Origin of the sequence: Amycolatopsis pithecellobii, assembly GCF_009707865.1 — a bacterium.
GTDB lineage: Bacteria > Actinomycetota > Actinomycetes > Mycobacteriales > Pseudonocardiaceae > Amycolatopsis_E > Amycolatopsis_E pithecellobii.
The window spans coordinates 26125-42409 of sequence record NZ_WMBA01000039.1 but is presented as its reverse complement, the minus strand read 5'-3'; the positions used below and the strand labels follow the sequence as shown (position 1 = coordinate 42409).

At 70.7% G+C, this 16285-nt stretch carries 13 protein-coding genes; 4 read left to right on the top strand and 9 right to left on the bottom strand.

What is annotated here, in order from left to right; all coding sequences use genetic code 11:
* Positions 1-5 precede the first annotated feature (5 nt).
* Complete coding sequence (metH, locus tag GKO32_RS22975) at positions 6-3506, bottom strand: methionine synthase (RefSeq protein WP_154758950.1); 3501 nt, start codon at positions 3504-3506, stop codon at positions 6-8.
* Between the two features lie 51 nt (positions 3507-3557).
* Here metH and GKO32_RS22970 point away from each other — a divergent pair, with 51 nt between their 5' ends.
* Together GKO32_RS22970 and GKO32_RS22965 are read left to right on the top strand one after the other, a co-directional pair.
* Complete coding sequence (locus GKO32_RS22970) at positions 3558-4472, top strand: PAC2 family protein (protein ID WP_312868384.1); 915 nt, start codon at positions 3558-3560, stop codon at positions 4470-4472.
* Entirely contained in the window at positions 4469-5608 is a 1140-nt protein-coding gene (locus tag GKO32_RS22965; RefSeq protein WP_312868383.1) for an MFS transporter, read from the top strand. Before GKO32_RS22970 ends, GKO32_RS22965 begins: the two co-directional genes overlap by 4 nt.
* Here GKO32_RS22965 and GKO32_RS22960 read toward each other — a convergent pair.
* From GKO32_RS22960 to GKO32_RS22945, 4 genes are all read right to left on the bottom strand, one after another.
* Positions 5548-6372 carry a metallophosphoesterase family protein gene (locus tag GKO32_RS22960; protein ID WP_312868381.1) on the bottom strand — a complete coding sequence of 275 codons (825 nt, stop codon included), beginning with the start codon at positions 6370-6372 and terminating at the stop codon, positions 5548-5550. The two genes, GKO32_RS22965 and GKO32_RS22960, sit on opposite strands and share 61 nt — an antisense overlap.
* A gap of 21 nt (positions 6373-6393) precedes the next feature.
* The gene (mshC, locus tag GKO32_RS22955) at positions 6394-7632 is read right to left on the bottom strand and encodes a cysteine--1-D-myo-inosityl 2-amino-2-deoxy-alpha-D-glucopyranoside ligase (RefSeq protein WP_154758949.1); all 1239 of its coding nucleotides are present in this window, start codon (positions 7630-7632) and stop codon (positions 6394-6396) included.
* Between the two features lie 58 nt (positions 7633-7690).
* The gene (locus tag GKO32_RS22950) at positions 7691-8407 is read right to left on the bottom strand and encodes a GH25 family lysozyme (protein WP_312868380.1); all 717 of its coding nucleotides are present in this window, start codon (positions 8405-8407) and stop codon (positions 7691-7693) included.
* Positions 8408-8542: 135 nt separating this feature from the next.
* A complete protein-coding gene (locus GKO32_RS22945; protein ID WP_154758948.1) occupies positions 8543-9403 on the bottom strand; it encodes an SDR family oxidoreductase in 861 nt (286 codons plus the stop codon).
* Positions 9404-9468: 65 nt separating this feature from the next.
* On the opposite strand from GKO32_RS22945, the gene GKO32_RS22940 reads away from it, so the two are divergent.
* Positions 9469-10107, top strand: coding sequence for a TetR/AcrR family transcriptional regulator (locus GKO32_RS22940; protein WP_154758947.1), 639 nt, complete (start codon positions 9469-9471; stop codon positions 10105-10107).
* A gap of 143 nt (positions 10108-10250) precedes the next feature.
* On the opposite strand, the gene GKO32_RS22935 is transcribed toward GKO32_RS22940, so the two are convergent.
* The 3 genes from GKO32_RS22935 to GKO32_RS22925 form a co-directional block, all read right to left on the bottom strand.
* Positions 10251-10622: a hypothetical protein gene (locus GKO32_RS22935; RefSeq protein WP_154758979.1), complete on the bottom strand. Its 372-nt coding sequence runs from the start codon at positions 10620-10622 to the stop codon at positions 10251-10253.
* 187 nt (positions 10623-10809) lie between these two features.
* On the bottom strand, positions 10810-12765 hold the full coding sequence (locus GKO32_RS22930; RefSeq protein ID WP_154758946.1) for a vWA domain-containing protein: 1956 nt from the start codon (positions 12763-12765) through the stop codon (positions 10810-10812).
* A 34-nt stretch (positions 12766-12799) separates the two neighbouring features.
* A complete protein-coding gene (locus GKO32_RS22925) occupies positions 12800-14197 on the bottom strand; it encodes a sigma 54-interacting transcriptional regulator (RefSeq protein ID WP_312868379.1) in 1398 nt (465 codons plus the stop codon).
* A 203-nt stretch (positions 14198-14400) separates the two neighbouring features.
* On the opposite strand from GKO32_RS22925, the gene GKO32_RS22920 reads away from it, so the two are divergent.
* Positions 14401-15198 carry an Rv1486c family protein gene (locus tag GKO32_RS22920; RefSeq protein ID WP_312868378.1) on the top strand — a complete coding sequence of 266 codons (798 nt, stop codon included), beginning with the start codon at positions 14401-14403 and terminating at the stop codon, positions 15196-15198.
* Here the strand turns inward: GKO32_RS22920 and GKO32_RS22915 are convergent.
* Positions 15170-16192, bottom strand: a complete 1023-nt coding sequence (locus tag GKO32_RS22915) for a ferrochelatase (RefSeq protein ID WP_312868377.1) — start codon at positions 16190-16192, stop codon at positions 15170-15172. The genes GKO32_RS22920 and GKO32_RS22915 overlap by 29 nt on opposite strands.
* Positions 16193-16285 lie beyond the last annotated feature (93 nt).

Sequence of the window (16285 nt, the reverse complement as noted above, 5' to 3'; positions counted from 1 at the left end):
CTTCCTTACGTGTTGAAGTACTTCGCTTCGGGATGGTGGCAGACGATGGCGTCGGTGGACTGCTCGGGATGCAGCTGGAACTCCTCGGAGAGCTTGACGCCGATGCGCTCCGGTTCGAGCAGTTCGATGATCTTGGCGCGGTCCTCCAGATCGGGGCAGGCGCCGTAGCCGAGGGAAAACCGGGCCCCGCGGTAGGCCAGCTTGAAGTAGTCCTCGATCGCCTCGGGGTCCTGGTCGGCGATGGCGAGCTCCTGGCGGATGCGCCGGTGCCAGTACTCGGCGAGCGCTTCGGTCAGCTGCACGGACAGGCCGTGGACTTCGAGGTAGTCCCGGTAGGCGTCGGCCGCGAACAGTTCGTTCGCGTAGTCGGCGATCGGCTGCCCCATCGTCACCAGTGTCAGTGGCAGCACGTCGATCTCACCGGACTCGCGCGGCCGCCAGAAATCCGCCAGGCACAGGTGCCGGTCGCGTTTCTGGCGCGGGAAGGTGAACCGGGTGCGTTCGGCACCGTCCTCGGTCAGCACCACCAGATCGTCACCCTCGGCCACGGCCGGGAAGTAGCCGTAGACGAGTGCGGCGTGAGCGAGAATCCCGTCCGTGGCAAGGCGTTCGAGCCAGTACCGCAGCCGCGGGCGGCCCTCGGTCTCCACCAGCTCCGCATAGGACGGTCCCTGCCCGCCCTTGGCGCCACGCAGTCCCCATTGCCCGAGGAACGTCGCCCGTTCGTCCAAATAGGACGAATAGTCGGCCACCGGGATCCCTTTGACCACCCGGGTTCCCCAGAACGGCGGCGTCGGCAGCGGCACATCGGTCGCGACGTCGGAGCGGGCCGGGATCACCTCCGGTTCGGCGGCGTCCTTGCGTGCCTGCGCGATACGCAGCGAGCGCTCGCGACGTGCCTTGCGCTCGGCCTTCTTCGCTTCGGCCTCGGGATCGACGGCCGGCGCCTCACCGCGGCGCACGGCCATGATCGTGTCCATCAGATGCAGGCCCTCGAAGGCGTCACGGGCATAGTGCACGTCACCGTGGTAGATCTCGGTGAGATCGTTCTCCACATAGGACCGGGTCAGCGCGGCCCCGCCGAGCAGCACCGGCCAGCGATCGGCGACCCCGCGGGAGTTCATCTCCTCGAGGTTCTCCTTCATGATCACCGTGGATTTCACCAGCAGGCCCGACATCCCGATCGCGTCGGCATGCTTTTCCTCGGCCGCGTCGAGGATCGTGGTGATGGGCTGCTTGATGCCGAGGTTGACGACCTCGTAGCCGTTGTTGGACAGGATGATGTCGACGAGGTTCTTGCCGATGTCGTGCACGTCGCCCTTCACCGTCGCCAGCACGATCCGGCCCTTGCCGCCGGAGTCGTCCTTTTCCATGTGCGGCTCGAGATAGGCGACGGCGGCCTTCATCACCTCGGCGGACTGCAGCACGAACGGCAGCTGCATCTGCCCGGAGCCGAACAGCTCGCCCACGGTTTTCATGCCCGACAACAGTGTCTCGTTGATGATCTCCAGCGGGGGCTTCTCGCCCATCGCCGCGTCCAGGTCCGCTTCCAGGCCGCCGCGCTCGCCGTCCACGATCCGCCGCTCCAGACGCTCGAACAACGGCAGCGCGGCCAGCTCCTGCGCGCGCGACTCCTTCGACGAGGCCGCCGACACGCCCTCGAACAGTTCCATCAACCGCTGCAACGGGTCGTAGCCCTCGCGCCGCCGGTCGTAGACGAGGTCGAGGGCGACTTCCCTTTGCTCGTCCGGAATCCTGGCCATCGGCAGGATCTTCGACGCGTGCACGATCGCCGTGGTGAGCCCGGCTTCCACACATTCGTGCAGGAACACCGAGTTGAGCACCTGCCGCGCAGCCGCGTTCAGTCCGAAGGACACATTGGACACACCCAACGTGGTCTGGACCTCTGGGTAGCGCCGCTTGAGTTCGCGGATCGCCTCGATGGTCTCCACCGCGTCCCGGCGGACCTCCTCCTGGCCGGTGGAGATCGGGAAGGTCAGGCAGTCCACGATGATATCGCCGACCCGCATCCCCCAGTTCGTGGTCAGGTCCTCGATCAGCCGGGTCGCGACCCGCACCTTCCACTCCGCGGTACGGGCCTGGCCCTCCTCGTCGATGCACAGCGCCACCACCGACGCGCCGTGCTCGCGCGCGAGCCGCATCACGCGCTGGAACCGGGAGTCGGGACCGGCTCCGTCCTCGTAGTTGACCGAGTTGATCACGCACCGGCCGCCGAGGCGTTCGAGACCGGCCTTGATCACCGCGGGTTCGGTGGAGTCCAGCATGATCGGCAGGGTCGACGCGGTCGCCAGCCGGCCGGCCAGCTCCGCCATGTCGCGCGCACCGTCCCGGCCGACGTAGTCGATGCACAGGTCGAGCAGGTGCGCACCGTCGCGGGTCTGCTCCCGGGCGATCTCCACGCAGTCCTCGTACCGGCCTTCGAGCATGGCCTCGCGGAACTTCTTCGACCCGTTGGCGTTGGTACGCTCCCCCACCATCAGGACCGACGCGTCCTGCGCGAAGGGCACCGCCTGGTACAGCGACGACACCCCGGCTTCCGGCTTCGGGTTCCGGCGGGCGCGCTCCACATCCCGCACCGCCTCCGCGAGCTGCCGGATGTGCTCACCGGTCGTGCCGCAGCAGCCGCCGACGAGGCCGACCCCGAACTCGCGCACGAACCCCGACAGCGCCTCGGCCAGCCCCTCCGGGGACAGCGGGTACACCGCACCGTGCGGGCCCAGCTCGGGCAGCCCGGCGTTCGGCATCACCGACAGCGGCACCCTGGCCGACTTCGACAACGTCCGCAGGTGCTCGCTCATCTCGGCCGGGCCGGTCGCACAGTTGAGCCCGATCAGGTCGATGCCCAGCGGCTCCAGCGCGGCCAGCGCCGCCCCGACCTCGGTGCCGAGCAGCATCGTGCCGGTGGTCTCCACGGTGATCGACGCGATGATCGGCACCACCCGGCCTTCCTGCTCCATCGCCCGGCGCGCCGCGACGATCGACGCCTTGGTCTGCAGGATGTCCTGTGTCGTCTCGACGATCACCGCGTCGGCGCCGCCCGCGAGCAACCCGCGGACCTCCTCGAAGTAGGCGTCGCGCAGCAGCTCGTAGGGCGCATGCCCGAGCGTCGGCAGCTTGGTGCCGGGGCCGACCGAGCCGAGCACGAACCGTGGCCCGAACTCGTCGGCCGTCTCCCGCGCCAGCCGGGCACCCGCCTCGGCCAGCTCGAAGATCCGGTCCGGGATGTCGTACTCGGCGAGGTTCGCCCAGTTCGCGCCGAACGTGTTGGTCTCGATCGCCTCGGCGCCCGCCTCCATGTACCCGCGATGGATGCTGCGCACCACGTCCGGGCGCGTCACGTTGAGGATCTCGTTGCAGCCTTCCAGGCCCGCGAAGTCGTCGAGCGAGAGATCATGCGCTTGCAGTGCGGTCCCCATCGCACCATCGGCGACCACGACACGGGTGGCGAGAGCATCCAGCAGTGGCGACTTCAGATGATCCGGCATGTCGTCCAGGCTACGGTCTCGTGGTGCCCGCACGGGTCGTAGGCTGGTCGGGTGAGTGATCCAGCCGATGCCCAGCAGGAATCAGCACGACCCGCTGAAGACCTCGCCGACAACACCCGTCCGGTGATGATTTGTGCCTTTGAAGGCTGGAACGACGCGGGTGACGCCGCGAGTACCGCGCTCGAGCATCTCCAGCTGAGCTGGGACGCGAAGCCGCTGGCGGAAGTCAGTCCCGACGACTACTACGACTTCCAGGTGAGCCGCCCCACCGTCCGGATGGTGGACGGGGTGACGCGGCGGGTCGACTGGCCGACCACCAGACTCTCGGTGTGCCGCCCGCCCGGCTACGACCGTGACGTGGTGCTCGTGCAGGGCCCGGAACCGAACATGCGCTGGCGCAAGTTCTGCGAGGAGCTGCTGGAGCATGTCACGGCGCTGGACGTGGAGACGGTGGTGACGCTGGGCGCCCTGCTCGCCGACACCGCGCACACCCGCCCGGTGCCGGTGACCGGAACGGCCTACGACGCGGAGGCGGCCGAGCGGTTCGGCCTGGAACGCAACCGGTACCAGGGCCCCACCGGGATCACCGGCATCCTGCAGGACTTCTGCGTGCAGGCCGGCATCCCGGCCATCTCCATCTGGGCCGCGGTGCCGCACTACGTGTCGCATCCGCCGTCGCCGAAGGCGAGCCTGGCGCTGCTGCACAAGCTCGAGGACGTGCTCGACGTCGAGGTGCCGCTCGGCGCCCTGCCCGAGCAGGCCGAGGAGTGGCAGCGCACGGTGTCGGAGATGGCCGAGGAGGACGAGGAGATCTCGGACTACGTGCGGACCCTCGAAGAGCGGGGCGACGCCGAGGTGGAGATGTCGGTCGACGAATCCAGCGGGGACAAGATCGCCGCCGAGTTCGAACGGTATCTGCGCCGCCGCCGGCCCGGTCAGGAAGGGCCAGGACCGGGTCCTCGGTGAGGCGGGCCGCCCTCTACGTCGGCGGTCTGCTCGGCCCGTTCGGGGCCGGGGTGGTGTCCTCGATGCTGCCCGAACTGTCGGCCACCTTCGGCGTCTCGCAGGGCGCCGCCGCCACCTCGCTGACCGCGTACCTGCTGCCGTTCGCGCTGGTCATGCTTGTGTCCGGGACGCTCGGCGAGCGCTGGGGCCCGACCCGCACGATCCGCATCGCCTACGCCGGGTACGTCGTGGCGGCGGCGCTGGCCGCGATCGCGCCCTGGTTCTGGCTGTTCCAGGCGAGCCGCGGGTTGCAGGGGGTGGCGAACGCGTTCACCACCCCGTTGCTGCTGACGAAACTCGCGGCGGTCACACCGAAGGAGCGGCTCGGTCGCGCCCTGGGTCTCTACGGCGCGGCCCAGGCGATCGGCCAGACCTCGGCGCCGTTGGCCGGCGGGCTCGCCGCCGAAAGCTCGTGGCGCTGGGCGTTCGCCGGGACCGCGGTGGTGGCCGCCGTGCTCACGGCGAGCCCGCTTCCCGCCGACGACCACGCGCCCGAGCAGCCGCCGCGGTTGCGGGACGCGTGGCAGCCGGTCGTGGTGTGGCCGGGGATCGTGATCTTCGTGGCCTGGGCCTGCCTCGCCGGGCTGCCGTTCCTCGTCGCGTTCCGGGTCGACGACGCGTTCGCGCTCGGACCGGGCGCGCGCGGACTGGTGCTCACCGCGTACGGGCTCGCCGGGTTCGTCGCGGCGCGGCTGGCGGGCACTGTCTCGGACCGCTTCGGGCCACGGCTCGCGGTGCTGCTGGGCCTGCTGCTCGGCGCGGTGGCTGTCGCGGCGATCGGGCTCGTGGGTTCGCTGCCACCGATCGTGGTGGCATGGGCCGCGGCCGGCGTGTGCGGGCAGCTCGTGCTGGTCGGCATCAACGCACTGGTGCTCGGCGCCGGCGGCCGTGGCGGGGCGATCTCGGTCGTGACCGCGCTGCGGTTCCTCGGCATGTCCGCGTCACCGGCGGCGTTCACCAGCCTGTACCGCCACGATCCGGTGCTGGGTTTCCTGGTACCCGGCGCGCTGCTCGCGGCGGTCGCTCCCCTGCTGGCTCACAGGATCTTCCGCAGCGGCACCGGTCCGCGGGCGCGCTTGCGCCATTCACGGGGGTAACCGAGCGAGACCTCCTCGAACCGCACCCCGTCCGCGTAGGTGGTGCGGGGAATGTGCAGATGCCCGAACACCGCGACCTCCGCCCGGTAACGCACATGCCAGTCCGCCGTGCGGGCCGTGCCGCACCACAGCGCGAACTCGGGCCAGTACAGCGGGGCGGTCGGATGGCGGTGCAACGGCCAGTGCGAGACGAGGACGGTCCCGTTTTCCTCCGGGATCGCGGCCAGGCGTTCCTCGGTGGTCTTGAGCCGCTGCGCGCACCAGTCCTGCCGGGTCGGATACGGGTCGGGGTGCAGGAAGAACTCGTCGGTGCAGACCACACCGGCCTCGCGTGCCTGCTCCAGCGCCTCTTCGAGGGACGCGTCCTCGGCCTGCGGCGTGCGCCAGCTGTAGTCGTAGAGCAGGAACAGCGGCGCGACCGTCAGCGGCCTGCGGCCGTGCTCCCAGACCGGGTACTCGTCCTCCGGAGTCAGCACGTCGAGTGCGCGGCACCGGTCGACCAGGTGCCGGTAGCGTTCCTCGCCACGCAACGGCGAATCGTCGCGGCCGGTGGTCCACAGGTCGTGATTTCCCGGCACCCACACGACTTTCGCGAACCGCTCCCGCAAGGTGGCGAGCGATTCGACGATCGGCTCGACCCGCTCGGCGACGTCACCCGCCACCAGCAGCCAATCCTGCGCCGAATCGGATCGGACGCGGTCGAGCAGCGGCTCGTTACCGCGGTGGGTCACATGCAGGTCGCTGGTGGCGTAGAGGCTGGGCACGATGTCAACCGTAGCGAGCGGCTACAGCTCGATCCCCAGCAGCGCGTCGACCGCGATGCGCACGAGCCCGGGTGCGGCCGTGTCGGTTCCGTTGCGCCGCAAGGCTTCCCCGGCCCACGCGTCGATCGCGGCGAGCGCGGTGGGGGTATCGAGGTCGTCGGCGACATGGTCACGCAACCGCGCCACGGTGTCCGCCGCCGCGGGCCCGGTGGGCAGCGAAACGGCTTCGCGCCAGCGGGCCAGCCGCTCCTGCGCTTCGCTCAACAGGGCCGCCGTCCACGCCCGGTCGGTCCGGTAGTGCCCGGCGAACAGCGCGAGCCGGATCGCGCCGGAGTCCACGCCGTCGGCCCGAAGGCGCGAGACGAACACCAGGTTCCCGCGCGATTTCGACATCTTCTGCCCGTCGAGGCCGATCATGCCCGCATGCACGTAGTGCCGCGCGAACGGATGCGTCCCGGCGACCGCTTCCGCGTGCGCGGCGCTGTACTCGTGATGCGGGAAGATCAGGTCCGAGCCGCCGCCCTGCACGTCGAACCCCATGCCGAGCCGGTTCACCGCGATCGCGCTGCACTCGATGTGCCAGCCGGGGCGCCCCGCCCCCAGTTCCGAATCCCACGACGGCTCGCCCGGCCGCGCGCACCGCCACAGCAGCGCGTCCAGCGGATGCCGCTTGCCCGCCCGGTCCGGGTCGCCGCCGCGCTCGGCGAAAAACCGCGTCATCGTCGGCTCGTCGTAGTTCGACTCGTAGCCGAAGCGGCCGGTCGCGTTGTGGTCGAAGTAGATGTCGGGGAACTCGGGGTCGTCGGCCCGGTACGCGGCGCCGTCCGCGAGGAGTTTCCCGATCACCTCCACGATTTCGGGGATGCTTTCCACCGCACCGACGAACTCGCGCGGCGACAGCACCCGCAGCGCTTCCATGTCCTCGCGGAACAACGCCGTCTCACGCAGCCCGAGCACGATCCAGTCGTCCTGATCGCGCTCGGCGCGTTCCAGCAGCGGCTCGTCGACGTCGGTGACGTTCTGCACGTAGAACACGTCATGGCCGTTGTCCCGCCACACCCGGTTCACCAGGTCGAACGCCAGGTAGGTCGCGGCGTGCCCGAGATGCGTGGCGTCGTACGGCGTGATGCCGCAGACGTACATCCGCGCGGTCTGTCCCGGCGCGGTCGGGCGGAGCTGCCCGGTCGAGGTGTCGAACAGCCGCAGCGGGCGCGGCGTTCCCGGAACACGGGGCAGGGGGACCGATGACCAAGTGCGCATACCCTCCACCCTAAAGCGCGCCGCGTCCCGGATTCCCGGTTGGTGGGATGCCGGCTGGTCAGCCGCCCGTGGTCAGCTTCCGCAGCTGGGCCAGATCACCGAAGTACGAATCCTGGTTGCCGGGCAACGGCCCGGTGACCCCGGACTGCCAGAACCCGGCGCGCCAGCCGCCCGGCACCTCGCCCATGTCGGTGTTGTAGCGGGCAAGCCAGAGGACGTGGTCGGCCGCAAAGGCGGTGCTGTTGCCGGTGCACGCCTTCCACCAGCGCGCAGAGGTGTAGATGATCGGGGTGTGCCCGGTGCGGCGCGCAAGTGTGCCGCTGAAGTCGGCGATCCACGCGACCATGGCCTGCGGGGTCAGGTTGTAGCAGGGCGGCGCGTTCGGGGTGTCCTCCAGGTCGAGCGCGGGCGGCAGGGTCATCCCGTCGGAGAACCACTTGCCGTCGTGGGTGTGCAGGTACACCGCCTGGTCCGCGCCGCTGGACTTGTCCGGCCGGGCGTAGTGGTACGAGCCGCGGATCAGCCCGGCGGCCTTGACCGCCCGGAACTGGGCCAGATAGTCGGGGTTGGCGTACCCGACGCCCGCGGTGTCCTTGACGAACGCGAACACGGCACCGTTGGCCTTGGCCGCCGCCAGATCGGGAATCCCTTGGGAGGCACTGAAGTCGAACCCCGCCAGCGGCGCCGGGTCTGCCTGTGCCGCGCAGGGCACCGCGAGCGTCGCGCCAATCGCCATCGCGGTCAGCGCCGCGATCCGCTGCAAGATCAAGAGCACGGCTCACGCTAAAACGGCGCAACCCGAATGGCCGCTTGACACCGTGATCACCGACCGATCGGGTGACGGCGCGGCGGTTTCGCGGCACCCGCACCTGGTCGGCCCGGTCGCCGTCGGAGCAAGGGACGTGAGTCCTCAGGGAATGCGGGCGACTCGTGGCCGCACGACGTCGGGGAGCGTGCGGGCCGGGCGACCGGTGAGGTCGGGCACCACCGAGGTGACCCGGGCCAGGAGTCCGGTGCGGGCGGCCGTGCCGAACGAGGTGAACATGGATACGACGGCTTCCGGGACGCCGTCGTCACGCAGCTGCGCCGCGAAGGCGGCGTCGTCGAGGTCGACCAGTTCGATCTCGCGGTCGCCGAGGCGGCCGGCCAGCGCCGCGAGGTCCGCGGCCGTCCAGGCCTCGGGACCGGTGACGTCGTAGGCGCGCCCCTCGTGCCCGTCCTGGGTGAGCACCGCGACGGCGACCGCGGCGCAGTCGTCGCGGGACACGTACGCCGTCGCCCCCGTGCCGCTGTTGGACACCAGCCGGCCGGAGGCGATCGCCTGTTCGATCGCCGGTACCGGAACCTCGGCGTACAGGCTGTTGCGAAGGAAAGTCCATGCCAGGCCGCTGTCGCGCAGGACCTGTTCCGTCCGGCTGTGGTCGCGGACCGAGTGGGCCGGGTTGTCCGGGCCGGGCTCGACCACGGAGGTGTACGCGATGTGCCGCACGCCTGCGGTCCGCGCGGCCTCGATCGCCGCGCGCTGCCGCTCCACCCGCTGCCTCCCGGTGATCGACACCATCAGCAGCCGGTCGATCCCGGCGAAGGCACCGGCGAACGACCCGGGCACGTCGAAGTCGACCTGCCGGACCTCGGCCCCGCGCTCAGCGAGGTCGGCGAGCGACTCGGGTCGGCGCGTGGCGAGCACGACCTCGCGTGGTTCCACGCTGTCGAGTAGCAGCTCGGCGGCGGCTCGCCCCAGGCCACCCGACGCGCCCGTGATCCCGATCATGACGACTCCTCACTTTTCGAAACGAACCGGTGCGTCTCGTGTGAATGGACGCTAGCATAGCCGCCATGGTCGAACCCTCCGTGGCGGACTCCGCTCAGCAGCGTCCCGGGCGCAAGCGCTGCGACCGGAGCCGGCTGTCGATCTTGAGCGCGGCCTGGGAGCTCGTGAGCGAGCTGGGCTACGCCGGGCTGAGCGTGGAGGGCATCGCGGCCCGGGCCGGGACCGGCAAGCAGACGATCTACCGGTGGTGGCCGTCCAAGGCCGACGTACTCGTCGACGCCCTGACGGCCAAGGCCGGTTTCCACGCCACCGCCGACCTGCACATCGTCCTCGAGGATCGCGGCAGCTACGCCGACGATCTGCGGGCGTTTCTGCGTGCCTCGTTACGGCTGGCGCGCGACCCCGTCATGGCCGGAGTCCTGCGGACGCTGATGGCCCAGGCCCAGATCGACCCGTCGTTCGGCGCCCGGTTCCGCGACGGCTTCCTGCAAGCTCGCCGCGAAGCCGTGCGAGTCCTCGTCGACCGGGCCCGCGATCGCGGGGACCTGCCGACGGGCCAGACGAGCGACACCGCCGCGACCGTGGTGTTCGGCGTCGTCTGGTACGAAATCCTCGCGGTCGGCGAGGCGAAGCCACACCGCGATGAAGACCTCGTCGACGACCTCGTCGCCCTTCTCGCCGCCCCGCGACACGAACCGCACTAGGGCCACGAGGAAGCCTTGAAGACAGGCGAAGGCCCCACCCGCCACGGCCGGCCCGCCTGACTGCGCAGCGGCCCCATCACGGCCCGACCAGGACACCGCAGCGACCGTGCGCGCCGCGCTGACCACTCCTCCTGGACACCGCGCTAGAAGAGCGCGGCGATCCCGAGCACCAGCAAGGCCGCTACCTTGATCACCTCGGCGCCGACGTACGCGAAATGCGCGTGCGAGCGGGGCGCGGTCTCGCCAGCCAGTACCCGGTCGGACCGCCGGTTCAACGGCGGCCGGATCGCCAGCAGCTGCACCAGCAGCACCGCGACCGCGACCGCGGCGGGCACCAGTTCGGCCGCGGCGCCGTGCCCGGCGAGCACCGCGACCGCGACGACGATCCCCAGCACGACCTCGGCGATGTTGAGCGCGCGGAACACCAGGCGCCCGATGCCGAGGCCGATCGGGATCGTCACGCCCGGCGCCCGGAATTTCAGCGGCGCCTCGAGGAACGAGATGGCCAGTACCATGCCCAGCCACAGAAAGGTGGCGGCGCCGGTGAGGCCTACAGCGATCTGACCCACGACGCCACCATAGGTGCCCCGTTCGGCCCTGCCTTGATCCGGTTCTCCGGGACGCTGGTCACCGCCGCCCTGAACGCGCAACTCGCGCGACCGGAAAGCTCAACTCGCGCGCACCCAACGCTCAACTCGCGCGCTAGCGCCGGCGGGTGCGGAGGTAGTCACCGACGACGGCCGCGCCGAGACCGTCGAGGTCGGGCGCGACGACGCGGCCACCGGCGCGCCGCGCCAGCAGATCGACGAACTCCTCCAGGCGCGGGTCGTCACCGAGGCGGAACACCGTCACCGCTGCACCCAGCTTCGCCAGTCTGTCCACTTCGGACACTGTCCGGTACAGCGTCTCCGGCCGCGGCGGGTAGTCGAAAATGGCTTCACCGTCGGGTTCCAGGTGCGCGGTCGGCTCGCCGTCGGTCACCATCAGCACCACCGGCTGCGCGTCGGGATGCCGCCGCAGGTGCCGGCCCGCCAGCAGCAGCGCATGGTGCGCATTCGTGCCCTGCTCCCATGCGCCTTCCAGGCCCACCAGCTCTTCCAGCTCCACCGAAGCGGCGTAGCGGCCGAACGTGATCAGCTGCAGCGCATCGTTGCGGAACCGGGTGGAGATCAGCTGGTGCAGCGCCAGTGCCGTCCGCTTCATCGGCAGCCACCGGCCCTCGGCGACCATCGACCACGACGTGTCCACCAGCAACGCCACCGCGGCACGTGACCGGTGCTCGGTCTCCACGACCTCCACATCGGACACATCGAGCTTCACCGCGCCGCCGCCGACCGAAGCCGTGCGCAGCACCGCGTTGCGCACCGTGCGGGAGGTGTCCCACGGCTGCATGTCACCGAACTGCCACGGCCTGCTCGCCCCGGTGGGCTCACCGGCCGCGCCCGCCGACTCCTGCTCGCGCTGCCCGGTCTTGCCGCGCAACGCGTTCACCACGTCGGCGAGCGCCGTCTCACCGAGCCGCCGCAAAGCCTTGGGAGACAACCGAAGCGACCCGTCGGGCGCACGCTCGAACAGGCCCTGGCGGCGCAATTCCCGCTCCAGCTCGGACAACCGGCGCGCGTCGACGCCGGAATCCTTGCCCAGCTGCTGTTCCAGCGCGTCCAGGTCGATGTCCTCCAGGCGCGCACCCGGATAGGACTGCCCCAGCTGCTCCGCGAGCGCGTCGAGCTCGGCGAGATCCTGCATGGCCTGCGCGCCCTCGCCCATGCCCAGTGGGTTGCGCCCCCGCATCCGCGCCGAAGACGTCCAGTCCTCCCCCGGCCGCAACGACCGCAACTGAGCATCCAAATTGGACAGTTGCTGCGCGATGCGCGGGTCACCGAACGCCTGCTGCGCAAGTGAAGCCAGCTCCGCGCGCTGCTCCTCGCTCATCGAGTTCAACATCCGCTGCGCCGCCGCGGCACGCGCCGCGAGCGCGTCGATCAGCTCCTCGACGTTCTGCGGGTTCTCCGGGAAGAACTCGCCGTGGCGGCGCATGAACTCCTCGAACCGCTCCTCGACGTCGTCGGCGCCGCGGGCATGCGCGTCCAGCAGCTCGTTGAGATCGCCGAGCATCTGGTTGACCCGCTCGACGTCTTCGGGGCTTGTGTTCTGCAGCGCCTCCTTCATGCCCTCGAAGCGCGATTCGAGCATTTCGCGGCCCAGCAGGTCCTGGATCTGCTCGTAATTCTCCCGGGCCTGCTCGGAACGCCACTGGTAGTCCGCCAGCTCGCGCACCGCGGCGGCCGTGCCCGGCGGCAGCGCGTCGAGCTCGGCCTCGGCGAAGCGGGCCTCGTCCGACGGGTCGGGGAACAGCGTGCGGCGTTCCTCGGTCAGCGCCTCGTTCAACAGCCGCTGGACCTCCTGCAGTGTGCCGTCGAGGTTGTTGCGGCGCTGGATCTCCGCTCGCCGCTGCCACACCCGGCGCGTGAGCTCGTCGAGACCTGCCGTGTCCCGCGTGCCGCGGCGCAGCAGCTCCTCCAGCGCCGAGCGAGGTGAGGACCCGCCCATCACGTCCTGCCCGATCTCGTCGAGCGCGTCACGCAGATCGATCGGCGGGGCGAGCGGGTCCGGCCCGTCATGCCACGGCCCGTAGTTGTAGCTTTCCGGCTGTGTCATCGCCGCCTCCGCGGGGGAAAGTACGTCGGCGGTGTCACGGCCCGTACACCGTGGTCGCGTCGTCGGAGTCCTTGGCCAGCTGCCGCGCCAGGTACAGCGACTCCAGCGCCAGCTCGACGGCCGCGGCGATCCGGCCCGGCGCATCACCGGCGGACACGCCCGCCCGCGCCGCCACTTCGTGCAGGATCGGCAGTTCCGGCAAGGCGGCGAGCACATCGGCGCCCGGCACCTTCTCGCCGGTGGCCACCAGATGCCCGTCCGCGACCGCTTCCACCAGTGGCCGCAGGTTCAGCCCGCCGAATCGGTCCCGCGCGGTCTCGGCGATCGCGCGGCGCAGCAGGTGCACGAGCTGCTCGTGCTCGCGACCCTCCTCGCCCGGCTCGAACTCGATCTTGCCGCGCAGCACCGCCGGCACCGCGTCGAGATCGACCGGGCGCGCGACCGCGGGGTGCTCGCCGGTCAGTGCCGAACGCCGCAATGCCGCCGCCGCAACGGTTTCGGCCGCCGCCACGGCGAACCGGGCCGACACGCCCGAGCGCTGGTCGATCACGGTGGACTCGCGCAGATTCCGGACGAACCGAGCGAGCACCTCCAGCAGCGGCTCGCCCACCTCGGCGACGAGATGCGCCTCCTGGCGCACCACCTCCACCTCGGCGGCGACGTCCAGCGGATAGTGGGTGCGGATCTCCGCGCCGAACCGGTCCTTGAGCGGGGTGATGATCCGGCCGCGGTTGGTGTAGTCCTCGGGGTTCGCGGTGGCGACCATGAGCACGTCCAGTGGCAGGCGCAGCGTGTAGCCGCGGACCTGGATGTCGCGCTCCTCCATCACGTTCAGCAGCGCGACCTGGATGCGTTCGGCAAGGTCGGGAAGCTCGTTGATCGCAACAATGCCCCGGTGCGCCCGGGGCACGAGTCCAAAGTGGATGGTTTCGGGATCGCCGAGGCTGCGGCCCTCGGCGACCTTGACCGGGTCGACGTCGCCGATCAGGTCACCGACGCTCGTGTCCGGGGTGGCCAGCTTCTCGGTGTAGCGCTCACTGCGGTGCCGCCACGTCACGGGCAGGTTGTCGCCGAGCTCGGCGGCACGGCGGATCGACGCCGGGGTGATCGGGTCGAGCGGGTGCTCGGCCAGCTCACTGCCCTCGATCACCGGTGTCCACTCGTCGAGCAGCCCGGCCAGCGTGCGCAGCAGCCTCGTCTTGCCCTGACCGCGCTCGCCGAGCAGTACGACGTCGTGGCCGGCCAGCAGCGCGCGCTCGAACTGGGGCAAAACCGTGCGGTCGAACCCGACGATGCCCGGCCACGGGTTCCGGCCCTCGCGCAGCGCCGTGAGCAGGTTGTCGTGGATTTCCGTCTTGAGCCCGCGCGGGGCGTAACCGGCCGCGCGCAGCTGTCCCGCGGTGCGGGGCAGGTGTTCGGGTACGGGGTTCACCTCTACGAAGTTAGCGGCGGATCTCCGGATCGTCGACGTGGAGCCACTCCAGCAGGCGGCACGGGTACTCTGGATCGCCGTGCAGCGATTGAAGCGACCTGTAACCGTTCGCCCCGACGTTTACAGGTGCAGGTGACAGCCGTGCAGCGATTGAAGCAACGTGCGACTGATGGCCCCGCCACCTGCCCGTAAGATCGATCGCCGTGTGCTGCCCCAGTGCGACTCTCAGTGTGTGGACATCGGCATGGCTGTCCGGTGCGGCCGCCTCGGACGACGTGCTCGACGCCCTGCTCGCCTGGGGCGAGGCCCATGAGGTGGTCGCCGCCGAAGCCGAAGCCGCCGTCGGTCTCGACCTTCCACTGACCGGTGACTTCCCGGCGACGCCGGTGCAGCTGCTGGCGGCGTTGCGCTCGCGGGGCGCCGGGGAGACGCGGCTGGTGCTGCCGGTGCCCGGCGATGTCCGCGGGCTCGGCGGTGGCGGTGCGTTCACCGACGCCGCGGTCCGTGCGGGCGAGGCGATGCTGTTGCCGTCACTGGGTTTCGGGCTCGTGCCGCAGATGATCGCCGAGGGCCTCGTGCGGTGGTCGGCGTACAAAGTGGACACTTCAGTGGCGCCCGAGTACGTGGGATTGGCCGACGCCGAACACGGCCTGACCGACGCGATCCGCGACTCGGCCGGCGCGTTGCAGGCGCTCGACGTGGCCAAGGACCGGCCCGGGGTGCGGGCTGAGCTTTCGGCGTGGCTGCGGGCCCGGCCGCGCCCGCAATGGCCGGCCGGAATGCCCGGCCGGGCACTGCGGGTACTGCAACGGGCCGAGGAGGTCGGCGCGATTCTCGCCGTCGCGGAAATCGACGAACCCGGCGGCGCGCTGTCCGCCTCGGCTGCCATGTTGCGCGCGGATGCCTTGCGCCCCTTGGGAAACGCGGTGCGGCTCGCGCGCTACGCGGCGGTGAACGAGGCGGTGCGCCTGTTCAGCGAGCAGGCCGGCAACATCCAATAGCGCAGGGCGCGCCGTCGACGGTGCAGCCCGCCGCCGGGAAACCGGACAGCTTCCGCACCGGCGCGTCCGCGAGATGCTCACGCACCAGCTCGACCACGAGTTCCGCGAACCGGGGATCGGCGTTGGGTGTGGCTGCGCGGGCAAAACCCATGCCCAGCCGGGCGGCGCGCTCGGCGGCCTCGTTGTCCAGATCCCAGACCACCTCGAGATGATCGGACACGAACCCGACCGGGCAGACCACGACGGATTTCACGCCGCGGGCGTGCAGCGTGCCGATGTGGTCCACGATGTCGGGCTCCAGCCAGGGAATCCGCGGCGGCCCGGACCGGGACTGCCACACCACGTCGTACTCGGCGATCCCCGCCTCGGCCGCGACCAGGCGCGCCGCCTCCGCGATCTGCCGTGAGTAGCGGCGCCCGCCCTCTTCCGGCGGGCCGGCCGCCTTGTCCGCGCTGTCGGGCACCGAGTGCGCGGTGAACACGGTGCGGGCGCCGTCGAGGCCCTGGTGGGCGGCGCGCACCGCGTCGGCGAAGGAGGACACGAACAGCGGGTGGTCGAAGAACTGCCGCAGTTTGGTCAGTTCCGGCGCGTTGTCCCCGACCGCGGCGCGGGCGCGTTCGATGTCCTCGTCGTACTGGCGGCACGCCGAGTAGCCGCCGTACGCGCTCGTCGGGAACACCAGTGCCCGGCGGACCCCGTCGGCGGCCATCCGCGCGACGGTGTCCTCCGCCATCGGCCGCCAGTTCCGGTTGCCGAAATACACGGGCAGGTCGATGCCGTGGGCCGCGAGTTCCTTCTCCACCGCGGCGATGGCCTCGCGGTTGAGCCGGTTGATCGGCGACACCCCACCGAAATGCTGGTAGTGCTCGGCGACCTCGGCCAGCCGCTGCGGCGGCACCCCACGGCCGCGCGTCACGTTCTCCAGGAACGGCATGACCTCGTCCGGCCCCTCGGGACCGCCGAAGGACAACCACAGCAATGCGTCGTAACTCACGGCACCCATCCTGCTCGCGTGACCACGCCCACGCGTGCCCAGCCTGCCTATCGCCGACCACTCCCCCACCGCACCCTCAACGGACACGCTGCG

Excerpts from the sequence above, each read along its gene's own strand:
- metH (WP_154758950.1), bottom strand. The coding sequence starts at position 3,506 with ATGCCGGATCATCTGAAGTCGCCACTGCTGGATGCTCTCGCCACCCGT.
- mshC (WP_154758949.1), bottom strand. The coding sequence starts at position 7,632 with ATGCGCACTTGGTCATCGGTCCCCCTGCCCCGTGTTCCGGGAACGCCG.
- GKO32_RS22945 (WP_154758948.1), bottom strand. The coding sequence starts at position 9,403 with ATGATCGGGATCACGGGCGCGTCGGGTGGCCTGGGGCGAGCCGCCGCC.
- GKO32_RS22940 (WP_154758947.1), top strand. The coding sequence starts at position 9,469 with ATGGTCGAACCCTCCGTGGCGGACTCCGCTCAGCAGCGTCCCGGGCGC.
- GKO32_RS22935 (WP_154758979.1), bottom strand. The coding sequence starts at position 10,622 with ATGGTACTGGCCATCTCGTTCCTCGAGGCGCCGCTGAAATTCCGGGCG.
- GKO32_RS22930 (WP_154758946.1), bottom strand. The coding sequence starts at position 12,765 with ATGACACAGCCGGAAAGCTACAACTACGGGCCGTGGCATGACGGGCCG.